Below are 16837 nucleotides of genomic sequence, written 5' to 3'. Positions count from 1 at the left end.
ACGCATTAAAATTATACTATTATGAAGAAATTATTATTACCCACCTCTATTGTTGGAAGTTTACCCAAACCTGCCTGGCTTGCACCACCCGAAAAACTTTGGTCACCATGGAAATTAGAAGGTGATCAGCTACTTGAAGGAAAACAAGATGCTTTGCGTATTTCTCTGCAGGAACAGCAATTGGCAGATCTTGATATTATTTGTGACGGCGAGCAGACACGCCAGCATTTTGTAACGACTTTTATCGAGCATTTAAGCGGTGTAGATTTTGAAAATCGTAAAACAGTAAAAATCCGTAACCGTTATGACGCGAGTGTTCCAGTGGTTGTAGGTGAGGTTGCACGTCAAAAAGCAGTTTTTGTTGAAGATGCTAAATTTTTGCGTAAACAGACTAACAAGCCTATAAAATGGGCATTGCCAGGCCCACTGACAATGGTAGATACCTTGTACAACGACCATTATAAAAGCCGGGAAAAATTGGCGTGGGAATTTGCGAAAGCACTCAATGAAGAAGCAAGAGAACTTCAAGACGCAGGGGTAGATATTATCCAGTTTGATGAACCTGCATTTAATGTGTTCTTTGATGAAGTAAACGATTGGGGAATGGCAGCATTAGAAAGAGCCATTGAAGGTTTACATTGTCAAACTGCGGTTCATATTTGTTATGGTTATGGAATACAGGCAAATACTGATTGGAAAAAGACATTAGGTTCAGAGTGGCGACAATATGAAGAAATTTTTCCGAAAATTCAAAAATCTAAAATTGATGTGGTGTCTTTAGAATGTCACAACTCCAATGTGCCATTAGATTTAATGGAACTTGTTCGCGGTAAAAAAGTAATGGTCGGTGCCATTGATGTGGCAACCAACACTATCGAAACACCAGAAGAAGTAGCTGCTACCCTGCGTAAAGCTCTTGAGTTTGTAGATGCCGAAAATCTTTACCCCTCTACAAACTGCGGTATGGCACCGTTATCTAGAGATGTAGCCAGAGGCAAGTTAAGTGCTTTAAGCGCAGGAGCAGAAATTATACGTAAAGAACTTGGGATTTAGTCTCAATATATTAATAATGAATTCCGTGCCTCCACGGAGGAATAATATTTAAACACATTGAAGAAATTATTAGAAGTATTAAAAAAAGCAGGTTTCGACGGTTTCCTGTTAATGATAGCCACCATGATTCTGATGGCTTATTTTTTGCCAAAGCCAGGTATGGTCAAAGAACCTGTTTCGCTGGAGGAGATTGCCAATGCAGGCGTTTCGTTGATTTTCTTGTTTTATGGCTTACGGCTAAGTGTTGAGAAACTAAAAGCCGGACTTTCCAACTGGAAAATGCACATTGTCGTCCAGTTGACAACCTTTTTATTTTTTCCGCTCATTGTTTTGTCATTTCGCCCGTTGTTTGTTAATAACGGCTTCGAGTTGCTTTGGCTGGGCGTATTTTTTTTGGCAGCATTACCGTCCACAGTTTCATCTTCGGTGGTCATGGTTTCCATTGCTAAGGGAAACATTCCTGCAGCCATTTTCAATGCAAGCATTTCCAGTTTGATTGGAGTAGTCGTTACGCCTCTCTGGGTTGGGCTGTTTATTGCTTCTGCGACAGGCGATTTTGATGTCACTCAAATCGTCATAAAGTTGATTCTTCAAGTTTTGCTGCCTGTCATCATTGGCATAAGTCTCAATTCCCGTTTCGGCGCCATTGCCGAAAAATACAAGAAACAGCTCAAATATTTCGATCAGGCAGTTATTCTAACGATTATTTACACGTCGTTTTGCAAGTCATTTTCCGAACATCTTTTTGAAGGCTTCACTGCCCTTGAACTTGCCGGACTCGCTGCAGGGATGATGGCGTTGTTTTTTGCCGTATTCTTTTGTGTCGGACTACTGAGCCGCCTGCTTGGTTTTTCAGATGAAGATCGTATTACTGTCTTATTCTGCGGGTCTAAAAAGTCATTGGTACACGGCACCGTTATGTCAAAAGTACTTTTTCAGCACAGTACTATCACCGGCATCGTATTGCTGCCGCTCATGCTTTACCATGCCTTGCAATTGATTGCCGCTAGTATCATCGCTCAGGGTATGGCTCGACGAAAAAAAGTATAATTTTATTTATGACGTGGCTCTTTATCTTTTTTTGATAAAGGGTACCAAGGATAACGCTCCCTGCTATAAAATAATGCCTTTTAGATTTTTATACTGTGAAGATAAACGCTGCAGTATGTTATTTTTTTAACTTGTGTAAAATAAGATTTTTGTGTTGTTTTTGGTTATATTTGAAGAATTTTATTCTGTTTTAAAAAATAAATTAAACCTCTTTAAAGTAAATATTCTATGGAACAAATAGACGATATTGATCTTCAGTTATTAAATATACTTCACGATAATTCTAAATATACTGTAAAAGAGCTTGCTAAGATGGTAAATCTTTCGGCATCGCCTGTTTTTGAGCGAATTAAAAGATTGGAAAACAATGGTTATATAAAAAAATATATTGCCCTGCTTGATGCAGAAAAATTAAACAGGGGATTCATTGTTTTCTGTAATATCAAACTTAAACAGCACGATCGTAATATTGGCAATCAGTTTGTTAGTGATATTATGAAAATAGAAGAAGTTGTAGAATGTTACAATATCTCTGGTGATTACGATTTTTTAATGAAAGTTTCTGCCAAAGACATGAAGCATTATCAGGATTTTGTGTTTAATAAATTGGGATCAGTTGAAAGTATAGGGAGTACCCAAAGTACCTTTGTTATGTCGGAGATAAAAAATCTCTACGGATAGTTCCGCGAGCAACGATAGTACGGAAATTCTTTCCTTGGCTGTTCCTAGTATTAATAAAAACTAGACTTACTTTTTTATTTGTAGAAATATAATTTGCGGACACGGATTGTAAATCCGCACGATAGGTTTTATATCAGATATTACTTTTTTGATTAAGAACTATAAATCCGAATATTCCAAAGAGTTCCTTATAAAAAGCCGTGCAAATGTCTCTGAAATGCCCCCAAAAAGTTAGACACTATTTGGGGGCATTTCGTTAGAAATGGGCTTTTCAGCTTGCGACTACTACGATACAAATTACAAAACATTTTATGAATAATTTAAAGAAATTGGCATACTATATCTAGTGTCTGTCTTTCATAGGCTTTATGAATTTGGTTTGGATGTCATGTTGGGGATTTATGGAAAAATACATTTAGTTTTATATCAAATTTTGCCACAAAATGTAAAAAATTACTGCAGATTTAGAAATTCATTGATAACTGGCTGGTATTTTTCAAGATCTTCTGACATAACGGCAATTATTCTGTTTTCGTCAGTGTGAACGAGGACCTCATCATCATTGTATAAACTAAACCAGATCATTGAGGAACTTAAAGAATTTTTTGTTTGGGTAAATATATCAGATTCAGCAGAGGTGATGTATCCCTCATCAGATGTTATATATTTATAAATTTTAGAACCAAGTCCCAGATTTCTGAAATTCATTGCAAAACCTCCAAGAACATCAATGCGGTTAAATTGACCTTGTAAAGTTATACTGGGATTTAGTCCACTGAATTGCATTTCTGTGTCGCCATAAACTGCATAATTATAAATCTGGTGAATCCCCTTATCTGCTTCTTCATTTTCAGCAAGTCTTTCTAATTCGGTGTACATTTCTTTAATATTCGGAGGATAGTTAAATGTATATTTTATTTGAGTACTACCGCACACTTTTGTGAGGGGAAGTTCCTGCCAAGGCAACGCACGTAAATATTCTTTTATAATGATAATTTGGGTGTTTATATGAGCAAGCACTTGCTTTCTTTGTGCTGCATCCCTGAGTCTTTGGCTTGGCATACTTCTATAAATTTTACGATTTCGTTAACAAAAATACATTTTTTTTCACTGGCTTGAGAACCTAATTTAAACACTTATTAAAATGATTAAATCTGTTGTAGTAATTCTTTCTGAGCCCGTTCCTATTATTAATAAAAATTGATTTTTCTTTTTTTTAATCTGTTAAGACATACTTTGCGGGCACGTATTACAAATCCGCACGATAGGTTAAATAAAATTCAAGAGAAATTGAATACTTTTTTTACTGCGCAAAAACACTGCGCACTAAACAAGTATCTTTGACTAAGTAAATAACAAAATTGATAATCCTTTAAATTAGACAAAAAATGATTCCAAAATCAGAATGGTTACAAGTATATGTTGCAATTAAATTGTTAAAATTTTATGCGATGTCTTCCAAAAACGGAGATGTAGATAAAATAAGAGAAAAGTATCAAGCATTCTTAAATGCTGAGTTTGCTGATGATAACGAAAGGCATGATTTTGATTCAATACCAAATTTATTATCATTTGCATATTTGACACTTGTCCGAAGTCATGAACTGCTGGATAGATATGTTAAAGAAAACATAGATGATCTTTATAATACAATAGAGAATAAATTAAATTTAAAAACTGATACCGATTTTCTTGTTCGATACTCTATGGTAATTATGTTATGGGAAAACATGTTTGATGATTCTGGAAAGGATTATAAGCAACACTTATTACAAAGTTTAGTAAACAAGATAAGAAATTCAATAAGTCATTTTAGATACACTATAACTGGCACTAATATTTTATTCCAAGATGGTTTTCCACCAAAGCCTGGTAAAGAATTTATTCAAAACTTTAGAATAAGTTTACCAGCCCACCATTTTTTAAACTTAACGATAGATTTTGCAAGTCTAATGAGTGATTATTTGAAAGATAATAATTTGATTGACTGGGAAGATAAAAAGGTATAATATCTTCAGACAAAGAAAATTAGTTAAAATTAAAAACTGCTGGTAATAACTACTACAACGGATTTTGGCAATAGGCTCAATGGGAAGTTGATTTATTTCTGGGACATTTGACAAATCCGAAAATAGAACTTAATTTAGTTCCAAACCCCCTGTAGTTTCAAAACAAAAAGAGACTTTCGAGTCTCTTTTTGTTTTAATATATCTTCTATGAATAATTATTTATTGATTAACTTTTCAAGCCTCATCATCATTTCATCTTTCTCTTTCAACATACGCTCGTATAACGCAATTTTTTCATCATATAATTGAACAATTTTATCAATATGATTAAATGAGGGTTGGTAGCTAAATCCAGAAGCAACAGCGTTATCCTTAAAATCTTGGAATGAATAAGTATTTGCAATAACATTTACAGCTTGCTCTTCATCAAAATTCTGAAAAGCTTCAACTGGAATTTTTAATGCGTCTGAGATTTGATTAAGTATATCATCTTCAATTACATCTTTTTGCTCCAGCATAGAAATTTTCTTCTGATTCCAGTCATTTCCCAAATCAAAAGCCAATGCTTCTTGTTTGATGCCAAGCATTTCTCTAAAACGTTTTACGTTTCTTCCCTGATGTATTTTCTGTTCCATAATGAATATCAATTTTCTAAAGGCTTAAAGATAAAACCATTTTTTGAATTAAAACCCTGTGTTTCAAAAATTAAAAAAAAATCCCATTTCGTTAGAAATGGGATTTTAATTTTGTGACCTCGACTGGATTCAAACCAGTAACCTCTTGAGCCGTAATCAAGTGCGCTATTCAGTTGCGCCACGAGGCCTTTTGTTTTTCAATAAGGTATTTTTTATACCTTTGTTGATTGCTGTTAGCGGGTGCAAATATAGGCATAAATGTGACATATACAAACGAAAAATAACATAAAAATAAAAAAAAATGAAGATTGAAAATTATATACGTGATATTCAGGGGTTTCCTAAAGAAGGAATTATATTTAAAGATATCACTCCGCTACTAAATGACCCTATTGCAAGAGAAGAATGCCTTAAAATATTATTAAATTCTTTAAACGGACAAAAAATTGATAAGGTAATAGGAGCAGAGAGTCGAGGTTTTTTCTTCGGAATGTTATTGGCCGATCGTTTAAACGCAGGTTTTGTTCCTGTACGCAAACCCAAAAAACTTCCTTTTACAACAATTTCTGCTTCTTATGAATTAGAATATGGAACTGATTCTTTAGAAATACATATTGATGCTATCAAAAAAGGCGATAAAGTTTTAATTCACGATGATGTTCTTGCAACCGGCGGAACAGCAAAAGCACTTGCCGACTTAGTAAATGAATTAGGAGGCGAAATTGTTCAGTTTAATTTTTTAATGGAACTTTCTTTTTTAAATGGAAGAGAAAAAATAAAGGATAATCCTATATTTGCTGCAATTACCTATTAATGACCCAAATCATTTAAAATAAACCTACTATGAAGCAATTGTATTGTGTGGCATTACTTGCCGTATTATTTTCCTGTAAAGACAATAAAGAAACTGCTGAAAATTTGAATAATAACATTCAGAAAAATACAACAGTTGTAAAGAATGTAACTGATAATTCTTCAGATTTAAACCTGAAAAGTAATTTAAGAACTGGCGAGAAGCTGCAGCTTGAACAGGTTTATAATGATACTATTCAGTTTGTTAATTTTGATGGAAATGGAGATTATGCTTTATTTACGGTACAGAAAGACAAAAAACTGATTTCGTTTTATACAGATCTTGCAAATGCCAAAGCTTTTAAAAGAGGAGATTTACTTGATGTATCCTGGAAAATGGATACCATTTATGAAGCCGGCGAAGGAGAAAAACTGGAATTTGCTGAATGGCTTGTAAATGCAAAAAAAATAAAAGATGGAAATGTGAGTTTGTTTCGAAAAAAACATCCTAAACCAATAAAATACTATTCAGAGAAAAACGATTTTACAGCAGATTTTAAAGATCATATCTACGAACAAGTCGAATATTATCTGGCAAATTCTAAAAGCGAACTGGTAAAAAGTACTATAAAAGATGCAAACGCTGATTTAAGCTATTCAATTGAAGAAAAAGACAGAGAAAACCATTCTTATATTGTTTTAGGAATATCGAATGATTTTGAGCATCATACTAATATAATTCAGTGGTTATATCTTAATGATACAAACGGTAAATTATACGAATACGACTTACCAAACGATAGATTAATTCCGTTTGATTAAGTTCAAAAAAAATTGTCTTAGTTGCTTAAACTAAGACAATTTTGTGTTTTATGGCATATAACACTAAGCCTATTCTGGTTTTAATTTCGAGTTTATCAAATAAACACTCTCTGTAGCCATCAATTGTTTTTGGACTTAAACACATTTCCGAAGCGATTTCTTTGTATGTTTTCTCAGTGCAGGCATGTTTTATGAAAACAATTTCTTTTTCTTTTAAATTGACTTTTTTTGAATCGTCATTGGCTTTCTTTACCAGCATTCCCGAAACTAATTCGGTGAAATAAAATCCTTTTTCGATAACAGATACAATGCCATCCTTAAATATTTCGGGCGAAGTATCTTTTAGTAAATATCCTTTGGCACCGTTGGTAATCATTTTTATGATAACTTCTTCGTCGTCATTTACAGAAAGTGCAATAACTTTAAGTTCCGGTCTGTTTTCCTTAATCCATTTCATGGTGCTAATGCCATCTAAAACAGGCATATTTACATCTAGTAAAATTAAATCAACATTGGTATCTACATTTTCCTGTAAGTAGGTAATAAATACTTTACCATTTTCAAAGCGGTTTATTACTTCAAAATCTTTAAAACTATTGATCAAAAGTTCAAGCGATTGCGAAAACAGTAAATGATCATCTACAATAATAATTTTGTTTTTAGGTTTCATTGGTTTTAGTTAAAGGGTATTCTAAAGTTACGGTAGTTCCTGATGCGTCTGATTCCATAATTAAAGTAGCTCCAATTAATTTAGCTCTTAATTTCATATTGCCCAATCCCTGGCCTGAATTTGTATTGAGCGCGTCGTAACCAATTCCGAAATCCTTAATTTTCAGGCAAAAAACGTCGTCTGTTGTGGTAATATTTACTTCAAATTTATCACTGTGAGAATGTTTTAGGCTATTATGCAAAGCTTCCTGAAAAATTCGGTAAATAAACAAATCATGTTCTCCGCTAATCTCAGGTATTTCTCCGGAAAGAGTATATTTATACTGAATGCTTTTTAGTTTTTTTATGCGCTCTAAATCTTGTTTTATGGCTTCGATAAAATTGCTTTGCAGTAAATTATCTTTATTGATAATTCGGGACAGAATTCGAATTTCGTCCAGCGATTTGGCTAATATTTCTTTTAAATCACTTAATTCACTTTGCTGAATGGGCTTTTCGCTGTTGAGATACATATTAAGCTGCATAATACCAACTGAGACGATTTGCCCAATATTGTCATGAAGTTCTTTACTGATTTCAGAAAGTGTCTGATCTTTTATTTCAATTCTGGTTTTGATTAATTCTGATTGAAAATAAAGATTAGCTTCCATTTTTTCAACGAGATAATTATTTTTTTTCTTTAAGAAATAAAAGAATATGACAAGCAAAATGATTAGTAAAGTTAAGAAAACTATACCTAACAAAATAACTAATAATTGTACTTCTTTTCGCTCCATAAAAACCCGATGATAAAACAACTATGCGCTAAAAAATTCAGAATAAACAATACCAGACTAAAAATGGATTCATCCTGTTTGACTAAGAACCATTTTATGGCAAGCATGAAAGGTAAAAAAGGCACATGAAAAACCAGAATTCCCAAGATATACCAAAAGAAAACTGATTTTTTAAAGTTTAATATTTTGTCTGAATTAAAAATTTCTACCAAATATAAGCAAGATAATATCATAACTACCAAAACACCTACGGCAAAACTATAAATAAAAGAGTTGTTCATGTCTTTTTCAAAAAATAAAAGGTTGAGAAAAAAAGAAAACACAAACAAGATTAAAAACAGCATGGCTGATATTTTGTTATTTCGTTTTGGTAAAAGACTCCTGATAATCAATATGTAGGCAGAAATACTGATGAGCATGTAAAAATTATATACATAATAATTTAATAAACCTGTCCAGTAGGTAAAATAGTAGCCAACAATTTCTATAAGTATCGAAAACCAAATTAAAAAAACTAAAGATTTTGCTTTAGTATCAGGAAGTTTGTGTAATGAAATCAAACCAATCAGTCCTGATAATAAAGCAAAATAGATAACATAAGATCTTAAAAATTCAAACATAAATTTTTTTTAGTATGTTAAGCTTGGCGGTCTGCCAATATTTCCATAATTCATTGGTTCAAGGCTTTGTATATCGCTTGGTGCATCATCTTGTATCGCAACAAAACTTTGAATTTTTGCAGTATTGGCAGCCTCTATTTTTTTACCTGTTGGTACTAAAAATAAAGTTGTCTGTCCTGCTTTCTCTTCGTGTTTTTCATCTTCAGGATAAACGCCAAAATAAAAACGAATGCCATCAACATTATAGCCATCTTGTGCGCCCTGGGTTTTTACATAATGAATGTAACTTTCTAAAGCTTCTATCGAATACCAAATGGCATTTGCTTCTTCTTTTTCTTTTTTGGCAGACTTACCGGTTTTTAAATCGGCTTTCTTTTTGTTGTAATTTAAGTTCAATACCTGAGCAAATTCTCTGGTAATTAACTGACTTGGTTTAGCGGGAGGGTTTTTCATTTTTTTTAATGTAATTGGTTAAAGGTTTAGTTAACAATATTTTTATTAAATATTTCTGCCAAAAGTATTTTAATCGTTGCAGAAACACAAGGGTGAATTTACCCTTTTTTCATTAGGTTGAATTATTTTAAAAACAGGTTAAAGTACTGTTTTATAGTTGTTTAATAAGAATTACTTTTGTGTTGTTTATTTCATGTAAAAAAAATAAGCAGATTAAATAAATAAAACCACCACCAAAAATAATTATAAATAAAAAGTATGAAAACTATAAAATTTGGACTCAAGTCAAGCGAAGTTTATTACCTAAATGAACTTCTGGAAAAACTAAAATACAGCGTTATTGTTTCTGATTACTTTGGGACTGAAACAAACAAAGCCGTTAAAGATTTTCAGCTAAAAAATAATTTGGTTGTAGATGGAATTGTAGGGCTTAAAACGTGGTCTGCACTTATCGAGAAAAGCAAAGAAGGGTTTTCTTCGAATAATAAATTGCTTTCAGAACAAAATCTAATTGATTTTTCAAAGGCTCACAATCTTGAATTGGCTATTGTTAAGGCCGTTAATGAAGTTGAAAGCGGAGGGAAGGGCTTTTTAGTAGAGGGGCGTCCGAAGATTTTATTTGAAGGACATATTTTTTGGAAAGAACTCAAAAAACGAAATATAGATCCTGCTAATTATGCCAACGCCAACAATCAGGATGTTTTATATAAAAATTATACAAAAAAGTATTATTTGGGAGGTGCGGCAGAATATACGAGATTGGAAAAAGCAATACGTTTAAATCCTGACAAGAAATTTAGTGATGCAGCAAAATGTTCAGCATCGTGGGGTTTGTACCAAATAATGGGTTTTAACGCAGTTTCTATTGGCTATGCATCTATAGATGAATATGTAAAAAAGATGTACTTAAACGAAGGTGAGCAATTAAAGGCATTCGGCATGTTTTTGGCAACGAATAATTTGATTGGTCTTTTGAGAAACAAAAAATGGGCAGATTTTGCTTTGAAATATAATGGTCCGGCTTATAAAACAAATAAATACGATGAAAAATTGATGAAAGCGTATGCTAAATTTTCTGCTTAAACATTTTTTGTTTCAGGTTTCAGGTTGCTTTGCTTTGAACATAATTTTTGCCGCAGAGTTCGCTAAGAATTACACAGAGTTTCGCAAAGAGATTAAAATAAGTTTTAAATTTAAAGTTCGCAAAGCTTTGTGAACTTTGCGTAAATCTTAGCGAACTCTGCGGTTAATTACACGTTCCAACAACCTGAAACCTGAAACCTGAAACAAAAACAAACCCGACAAGTTTTAAAACCTGTCGGGTCTGAATTATGTATAAATAAAATTTTTATCTCAAACTAGCTCCTAATTCTGTTTCGAAAGTTTGCTGTAATTTCGACATGATTTTATCAATTTGAGAATCTGTAAGCGTTTTTGTATTATCCTGAATAGTAAAACTTAACGCATAAGATTTTTTGCCTTCCGGAAGTTTATTACCTTCATAAACATCAAATAAATTAATGTCTTTCAAAAGTACTTTTTCCGTTTGTTTGGCCAAATTGTAAATGCTTTCGTAAGTTGTATTTTGATCAATTAACAATGCTAAATCTCTACGAACTTCTGGATATTTAGGAATTTCAGAATATTTAATTTTTCCTGTAATGATTTTTAAAACCAAATCCCAATTAAAATCAGCATAATAAACATCTTGTTTAATTCCGAAATGTTTCAATATTGATTTTTTTACAACACCCATTTCTACCAATGTATCATTGTTGTAGCAAATAGAAGTCCCTTCAGAGAAAACATCAGATTGCACCGGTGCATTTGAGATTTTATCAATTCCCAAACGTGATAAAATTGCACTCACATATCCTTTTAATAAAAAGAAATCAGTCGATTTTTGCGCATTTGTCCAGCTTTCTTTATTTCTGTTTCCCGAAATTGACAGCGACAAATGTTTGTGCTCTTCGTAACCATTTAGGTATTTATGATATGATTTTCCGAACTCAAATAATTTTAAATCCGAATTTCTTCTGTTGATGTTGTATGAAATTGCCTCCAGCGCTGAAAATAATAAAGACTGACGCATTGTAGACAAATCACTACTCAACGGATTAAGCATTGTAACATTATGTTCTTCTTTTAAAACAGTAGATAATTTTGCATAAGCTGCTGTTGTTAAAGAATTTGCCATCATTTCATGAAAACCTTGAGAATTCAATTGTGATGCAATTACATTTTGTACTTTATAATCTTCAGTTCTTGGTGAATTAGAAACTGTAGCGTTGAATTTTTTAGAAAAATCAATGTTGTTGTAACCGTAAACTCTCAGGATTTCTTCAATAACATCAATTTCACGCTGAACGTCAACACGATAAGCCGGAATCGTTAATCCCAAACCAGAATCAGAAACACTGTTTACTTTAATATCTAAAGAAACTAATATTTTTTTGATGGTATCTTTAGGAATTTCCTGTCCGATGATTTTGTAAACGTGACTGAAATTTAGTAAAACCGAAAAATCTTCTATTTTTTTAGGATAGACTTCTACAACGTCAGATGTGATTTTTCCACCCGCCACTTCCTGAATTAAAAGGGCAGCACGCTTTAAAGCATATTCTGTAATCGTTGGATCAATTCCTCTTTCAAATCTAAAAGAAGCATCTGTGTTTAATTGGTGTCTTTTTGCTGTCTTACGAACGCTAACGGCATCAAAATAGGCACTTTCTAAAAATATAGTTGTAGTTCCGTCAGTAACACCAGATTTTTTTCCTCCAAAAACTCCCGCAATACAAAGCGGTCCTTTTTCATCACAAATCATTAAATCTTCTGCATGCAATGTTCTTTCGACATCATCAAGAGTTGTAAATTTAGTTCCTTCCGGAAGTGTTTTTACAATTACTTTTCCGTTGATTTTTGCTGCATCAAAAGCATGTAAAGGTTGTCCTAATTCGTGTAAAACATAATTAGTAACGTCAACAATATTATTTTTTGGAGTTAATCCAATTGCTTTTAAACGATCTTGTAACCACGCTGGAGATGGTCCAACAGAAATTCCGGAAATTGTTACACCACAATATCTTGGCGCCAAATGAGAATCTTCGACACTTACATCAATTTTTAAAGTACGCATGTCAACTCTAAAATTGCTTACAGAAGGCGTAATCAATTCTACGTTTACACCACGCTGCAGCATTCCTGCTCTTAAATCACGTGCGGTTCCAAAATGGCTCATAGCATCAGCACGATTTGGTGTTAAACCAATTTCGAAAACTTCATCATTTACAATTTGAAATACTTCAGCAACAGGAGTTCCAGGCGTTAATGCTTCATCCAAAACCATAATTCCGTCATGGCCTGAACCCAATCCCAGTTCATCTTCGGCACAAATCATTCCGTGACTTTCCTGGCCGCGAATTTTTCCTTTTTTTATAGTAAATTCTACACCGTCTTTATCGTATAAAACTGTTCCAATAGTTGCAATAGGTACTTTTTGTCCCGCAGCTACATTGGCAGCACCACATACAATTTGTACAGGCGCCTCAAGACCAATATTTACGGTTGTAACTTTTAATCTGTCTGCATCAGGGTGTTTTTCGCATGTTAACACGTGTCCTACAACAACTCCTGCTAAACCACCTTTTACAGATTCATATTTTTCGACAACTTCAACTTCCAGCCCTAAATCTGTCAATAATTCCGAAGTTTGCTCAGACGTCCAGTCTGTTTTAATGAATTGTTTTAACCAGTTGTAAGATATTTTCATTTTAGTGATATTATTCTTGAATAAGGGTGTAAATATAAGGATTGATCGTGGGAGTTGGAAATATTTTTTTGTTTTTTGATTAAGATTTTTTTTTCAAAAATAAATGATTTAAAGTTTGAATTTAAAAAGAAAGAGAGAACCTAAGCTCTCTCTTTTTATAAATTAAAATTATTCGGTAGTACAGACTCCAGCGTGAACAATTAACCAAAAAGTGCCATCACCACTATAAGTTAAATTGTAATTATCTAACATTGTATTGTTTAATGTATGTTGATTTCCAAATTGACCCGGCGCCGCAGTTGTAGGAGGACTATCAGATAAGTAAACATGTGTTTCTGTAAATACAGTTCCAGGATTTGTTGCGTTGATTTCGATACCTATATTGGCACCCTGGATAGTAACTGTAACAGTTCCGGCCAAATATCCTTTTGTAATATCATTTTGTCCTGCTCCGGCATATAAATTATAAGTATAAATGCCATTTTGAGTATTGTCATAATAATTTGCCCAGCCCCATTTTTCTGAGATTTGTAAGGCATTAAAAGTATAGTTTCCGTACATATACGCTGTGTCGCAAGTTGTTACATCAGGAGGAGGCGTTGTGCAGGTTCTTAGGCAATAATTAAAATAAGTTGCCCAGTTTTTTCCGGGAAATTTAATATCTCCGGCCCAGCCAGTTTCAGTTTTTACAATAGTTCCGTTTATAACATTTTTCATGCTGGAATGTGCTGCAATGTAAAAACATTTGTTTGCATCCAGCGTTATACTGGAAATGGGGATCGTAAAAGTGTAGCTCTGAACTAAAGGGTTAAAAGTTTTTTTATACGGAAATTGTCCGGGAACAGGGTTTCCATTTTGGGTTGGTATACTGGCATACGGACCCACAAATAAATGCAGTTCACTAAAATACCAGTTGCTAAGTGCAGTATAGGTTACATAAAGATTGGTAGCATCATTTTCAATTAAAATTTTTCCAGCGTTTGTAAATTGCCCGGCCATAATGTCAATTGAAACAGGATCACATTCTGAATAAGTTCCTTTGGAGGTTAAACTGGAACTATTCGATTCTTTAGCTTCTGTTGGAGTGTCGGTACTTACAGGATCGTTAGCACAATTGACTGAAACAAAAGCTAAAACCAGCATTAAAATAATCTTTTTCATTTTAATAAGGAATTAAATTAGTAAAGAACAATTCAATACCATCTGCGCAGATTTTTAACAGGCATATAAATTATCTATCACAAATTTTATCGCTTATTATTAACATTTCAAAATATAATCGTTTAATGTATTATTTAGGCGATTAAGGACTTGTTTATTAGTATAGTAGACCGCTAATATGGAATTCAAAATGTTTCTGAATTAAGTATTTTGCATTTTTAATATTAATATTTTATTAAATAAGTATTAAAACTTAGTTATAAAAACGAATATGTAATTTTTGTGCTATTAGATGAATGAAAAGTGCTATTCTATTTCGATTTATGAAGGTAAATTTGAAATGAATCAAAAAAAACTATATCATGAGTAATATCACAAAACGACCTGAATTTAAGGCCAAATACAATAATTATATAAACGGAAAATTTACAGCCCCGGTAAAGGGAGAGTATTTTGATGTTGTATCGCCAATCGATGGAAAAGTATTTACAAAAGCGGCTCATTCGGGCAAAGAAGATTTAGAATTGGCAGTGGATGCCGCTTATGAAGCATTTAAAACGTGGGGAAAAACATCGGTAACAGAACGCAGTATTTTATTAAATAAAATTGCTCAGAAAATCGAAGATAATCTGGAGTATATTGCTACGGTTGAAACGATTGACAACGGAAAGCCAATTCGAGAAACGTTAGCTGCCGATATTCCATTGGCAATAGATCATTTTAGATACTTTGCAGGTGTAATTCGTGCCGAAGAAAGTTCGATAGCAGAATTAGATTCTCAAACAGTTTCAATCGCTCTAAGTGAACCTCTTGGTGTTGTAGCACAGATAATTCCGTGGAATTTTCCAATTTTAATGGCCGTTTGGAAAATTGCTCCGGCTTTGGCGGCAGGAAACACAATCGTTTTAAAACCAGCCGAAAGCACGCCAATTTCTATTTTGGTTTTAATGGAATTAATTGGCGACATTCTTCCTCCGGGCGTTTTAAATATAGTAAATGGTTTTGGTGCCGAACTTGGCCGACCATTAGTAACCAATAAAAAAGTGGCTAAAGCTGCCTTTACAGGTTCTACAACCACAGGACGTTTGGTAATGCAATATGCTACCGAAAACATTATTCCGGTTACACTTGAACTTGGTGGTAAATCGCCAAATATTTTCTTCCCGTCTGTTGCAGATCATGATGATGATTTTTTCGATAAAGCGATAGAAGGTGCTGTTTTATTTGCCTTAAATCAAGGGGAAATTTGTACTTGTCCGTCAAGATTATTAATTCATGAAGATATTTACGATAAGTTTATTGCCAAAGTAATTGAAAGAACTGAAGCTATTATTGCAGGAAATCCGTTGGATAAATCGACTATGATTGGTGCGCAGACCTCATTGGTTCAAAAAGAAAAAATCATGTCCTACATTAAACTTGGTAAGGAAGAAGGTGCAGAATTATTGACAGGAGGTGATGAAAATAATTTAGGAGGAGATCTTGAAGGCGGATATTATATTAAACCAACGTTGTTTAAAGGGCATAATAAAATGAGAATTTTTCAGGAAGAAATCTTTGGTCCGGTTCTCGCCGTTACCACTTTTAAAACGACTGAAGAAGCTATCGAAATTGCAAATGACACTATGTACGGTTTAGGCGCGGGCGTCTGGACACGTGATGCACACGAGATTTATCAGGTTCCAAGAGCGATTCAGTCCGGTCGTGTATGGATCAATCAATATCATTCTTATCCTGCCGGAGCGCCATTTGGAGGCTATAAACAATCCGGAATTGGTCGTGAAAACCATAAAATGATGTTAGGGCAATATCGTCAGACAAAAAATATGCTGATCTCGTATGATAAAAAGAAACTTGGTTTCTTTTAATTAGTTATTCTGTTTGGTAGAAAAGGTAAGTTTCTGACTTACCTTTTTTTATAATTTTAATATAAAAGAATAGATAATGATAAAAAGAATTGATGCCACAGAAAAAGCCGTAGAATTAATCAAAATACTAAAGGAAAAGCACGGCGATTTAATGTTTTATCAGGCAGGTGGATGTTGCGAAGGTACACAGCCACAATGTTTTGAAAAAGGCGGTTATTACCAAAGAATGGGCGATGTCTGCATCGGAATTATTGAAGATACTGAATTTTGGGTCGATAAAGATTTATTCGAATATTGGAAACACGCACATTTCACGTTAAAAGTAATTGACGCTTTTGGCGTTGGCGGTTTTTCTTTGGAAACTCCCTTAAAAAAGACATTCCAAATTGAATACAGAATTTTTACCGAAGAAGAAGAGAAAGATTTAGAGCCGGTTAAGATCATTGAGTAAAGTCAAGACACAAAGATTAATTGTAGAG

17 protein-coding genes and 1 tRNA gene are annotated in these 16837 nt (G+C 33.4%); 9 read left to right on the top strand and 9 right to left on the bottom strand.

What is annotated here, in order from left to right; translation table 11 throughout:
- The first annotated feature begins 21 nt into the window (after positions 1 to 21).
- From RT99_RS23180 to RT99_RS23170, 3 genes are all read left to right on the top strand, one after another.
- Entirely contained in the window at positions 22 to 1053 is a 1032-nt protein-coding gene (locus RT99_RS23180; RefSeq protein WP_042567091.1) for a methionine synthase, read from the top strand.
- 57 nt (positions 1054 to 1110) lie between these two features.
- A complete protein-coding gene (locus tag RT99_RS23175; protein WP_042567090.1) occupies positions 1111 to 2103 on the top strand; it encodes a bile acid:sodium symporter family protein in 993 nt (330 codons plus the stop codon).
- A 228-nt stretch (positions 2104 to 2331) separates the two neighbouring features.
- Positions 2332 to 2784, top strand: a complete 453-nt coding sequence (locus RT99_RS23170) for an Lrp/AsnC family transcriptional regulator (protein ID WP_035644147.1) — start codon at positions 2332 to 2334, stop codon at positions 2782 to 2784.
- A gap of 453 nt (positions 2785 to 3237) precedes the next feature.
- On the opposite strand, the gene RT99_RS23165 is transcribed toward RT99_RS23170, so the two are convergent.
- Positions 3238 to 3846, bottom strand: coding sequence for a hypothetical protein (locus RT99_RS23165; protein WP_042567089.1), 609 nt, complete (start codon positions 3844 to 3846; stop codon positions 3238 to 3240).
- A 326-nt stretch (positions 3847 to 4172) separates the two neighbouring features.
- On the opposite strand from RT99_RS23165, the gene RT99_RS23160 reads away from it, so the two are divergent.
- The gene (locus RT99_RS23160) at positions 4173 to 4793 is read left to right on the top strand and encodes a hypothetical protein (protein WP_042567088.1); all 621 of its coding nucleotides are present in this window, start codon (positions 4173 to 4175) and stop codon (positions 4791 to 4793) included.
- Between the two features lie 215 nt (positions 4794 to 5008).
- Here the strand turns inward: RT99_RS23160 and RT99_RS23155 are convergent, their stop codons facing one another.
- Both RT99_RS23155 and RT99_RS23150 read right to left on the bottom strand, forming a co-directional pair.
- The gene (locus RT99_RS23155; RefSeq protein WP_042567087.1) at positions 5009 to 5428 is read right to left on the bottom strand and encodes a helix-turn-helix transcriptional regulator; all 420 of its coding nucleotides are present in this window, start codon (positions 5426 to 5428) and stop codon (positions 5009 to 5011) included.
- Positions 5429 to 5542: 114 nt separating this feature from the next.
- A tRNA-Arg gene (locus RT99_RS23150) sits at positions 5543 to 5616 on the bottom strand.
- A gap of 113 nt (positions 5617 to 5729) precedes the next feature.
- On the opposite strand from RT99_RS23150, the gene RT99_RS23145 reads away from it, so the two are divergent.
- Both RT99_RS23145 and RT99_RS23140 read left to right on the top strand, forming a co-directional pair.
- Positions 5730 to 6242, top strand: a complete 513-nt coding sequence (locus RT99_RS23145) for an adenine phosphoribosyltransferase (protein ID WP_042567086.1) — start codon at positions 5730 to 5732, stop codon at positions 6240 to 6242.
- A 29-nt stretch (positions 6243 to 6271) separates the two neighbouring features.
- Positions 6272 to 7042, top strand: a complete 771-nt coding sequence (locus RT99_RS23140; protein WP_042567085.1) for a hypothetical protein — start codon at positions 6272 to 6274, stop codon at positions 7040 to 7042.
- 25 nt (positions 7043 to 7067) lie between these two features.
- Here the strand turns inward: RT99_RS23140 and RT99_RS23135 are convergent, their stop codons facing one another.
- The 4 genes from RT99_RS23135 to RT99_RS23120 all read right to left on the bottom strand — a co-directional run bounded on the left by RT99_RS23135 (position 7068) and on the right by RT99_RS23120 (position 9560).
- On the bottom strand, positions 7068 to 7712 hold the full coding sequence (locus tag RT99_RS23135; RefSeq protein ID WP_042567084.1) for a response regulator transcription factor: 645 nt from the start codon (positions 7710 to 7712) through the stop codon (positions 7068 to 7070).
- Entirely contained in the window at positions 7702 to 8361 is a 660-nt protein-coding gene (locus RT99_RS23130) for a sensor histidine kinase (protein WP_242607246.1), read from the bottom strand. Before RT99_RS23130 ends, RT99_RS23135 begins: the two co-directional genes overlap by 11 nt.
- 98 nt (positions 8362 to 8459) lie before the next feature.
- On the bottom strand, positions 8460 to 9107 hold the full coding sequence (locus RT99_RS23125) for a hypothetical protein (RefSeq protein ID WP_042567082.1): 648 nt from the start codon (positions 9105 to 9107) through the stop codon (positions 8460 to 8462).
- 9 nt (positions 9108 to 9116) lie between these two features.
- A complete protein-coding gene (locus RT99_RS23120; RefSeq protein ID WP_042567081.1) occupies positions 9117 to 9560 on the bottom strand; it encodes a hypothetical protein in 444 nt (147 codons plus the stop codon).
- Positions 9561 to 9818: 258 nt separating this feature from the next.
- On the opposite strand from RT99_RS23120, the gene RT99_RS23115 reads away from it, so the two are divergent.
- Positions 9819 to 10643 carry an N-acetylmuramidase family protein gene (locus RT99_RS23115; protein WP_042567080.1) on the top strand — a complete coding sequence of 275 codons (825 nt, stop codon included), beginning with the start codon at positions 9819 to 9821 and terminating at the stop codon, positions 10641 to 10643.
- 265 nt (positions 10644 to 10908) lie between these two features.
- On the opposite strand, the gene pheT is transcribed toward RT99_RS23115, so the two are convergent.
- Together pheT and RT99_RS23105 are read right to left on the bottom strand one after the other, a co-directional pair.
- Positions 10909 to 13329 (bottom strand): phenylalanine--tRNA ligase subunit beta, encoded by a 2421-nt coding sequence (gene pheT / locus RT99_RS23110; RefSeq protein WP_042567079.1) that lies wholly within the window; start codon positions 13327 to 13329, stop codon positions 10909 to 10911.
- 168 nt (positions 13330 to 13497) lie between these two features.
- Positions 13498 to 14490: a hypothetical protein gene (locus RT99_RS23105; protein ID WP_042567078.1), complete on the bottom strand. Its 993-nt coding sequence runs from the start codon at positions 14488 to 14490 to the stop codon at positions 13498 to 13500.
- A 362-nt stretch (positions 14491 to 14852) separates the two neighbouring features.
- Between RT99_RS23105 and RT99_RS23100 the strand changes: the two genes are divergently transcribed.
- Positions 14853 to 16358, top strand: coding sequence for an aldehyde dehydrogenase family protein (locus tag RT99_RS23100; protein ID WP_042567077.1), 1506 nt, complete (start codon positions 14853 to 14855; stop codon positions 16356 to 16358).
- A gap of 76 nt (positions 16359 to 16434) precedes the next feature.
- Positions 16435 to 16809, top strand: coding sequence for a DUF779 domain-containing protein (locus RT99_RS23095; RefSeq protein ID WP_042567076.1), 375 nt, complete (start codon positions 16435 to 16437; stop codon positions 16807 to 16809).
- The last annotated feature ends 28 nt before the right edge of the window (positions 16810 to 16837 follow it).

Source organism: Flavobacterium sp. MEB061, assembly GCF_000834715.1.
Lineage (GTDB): Bacteria > Bacteroidota > Bacteroidia > Flavobacteriales > Flavobacteriaceae > Flavobacterium > Flavobacterium pectinovorum.
This window is presented reverse-complemented; position numbering and strand designations above follow the sequence as displayed.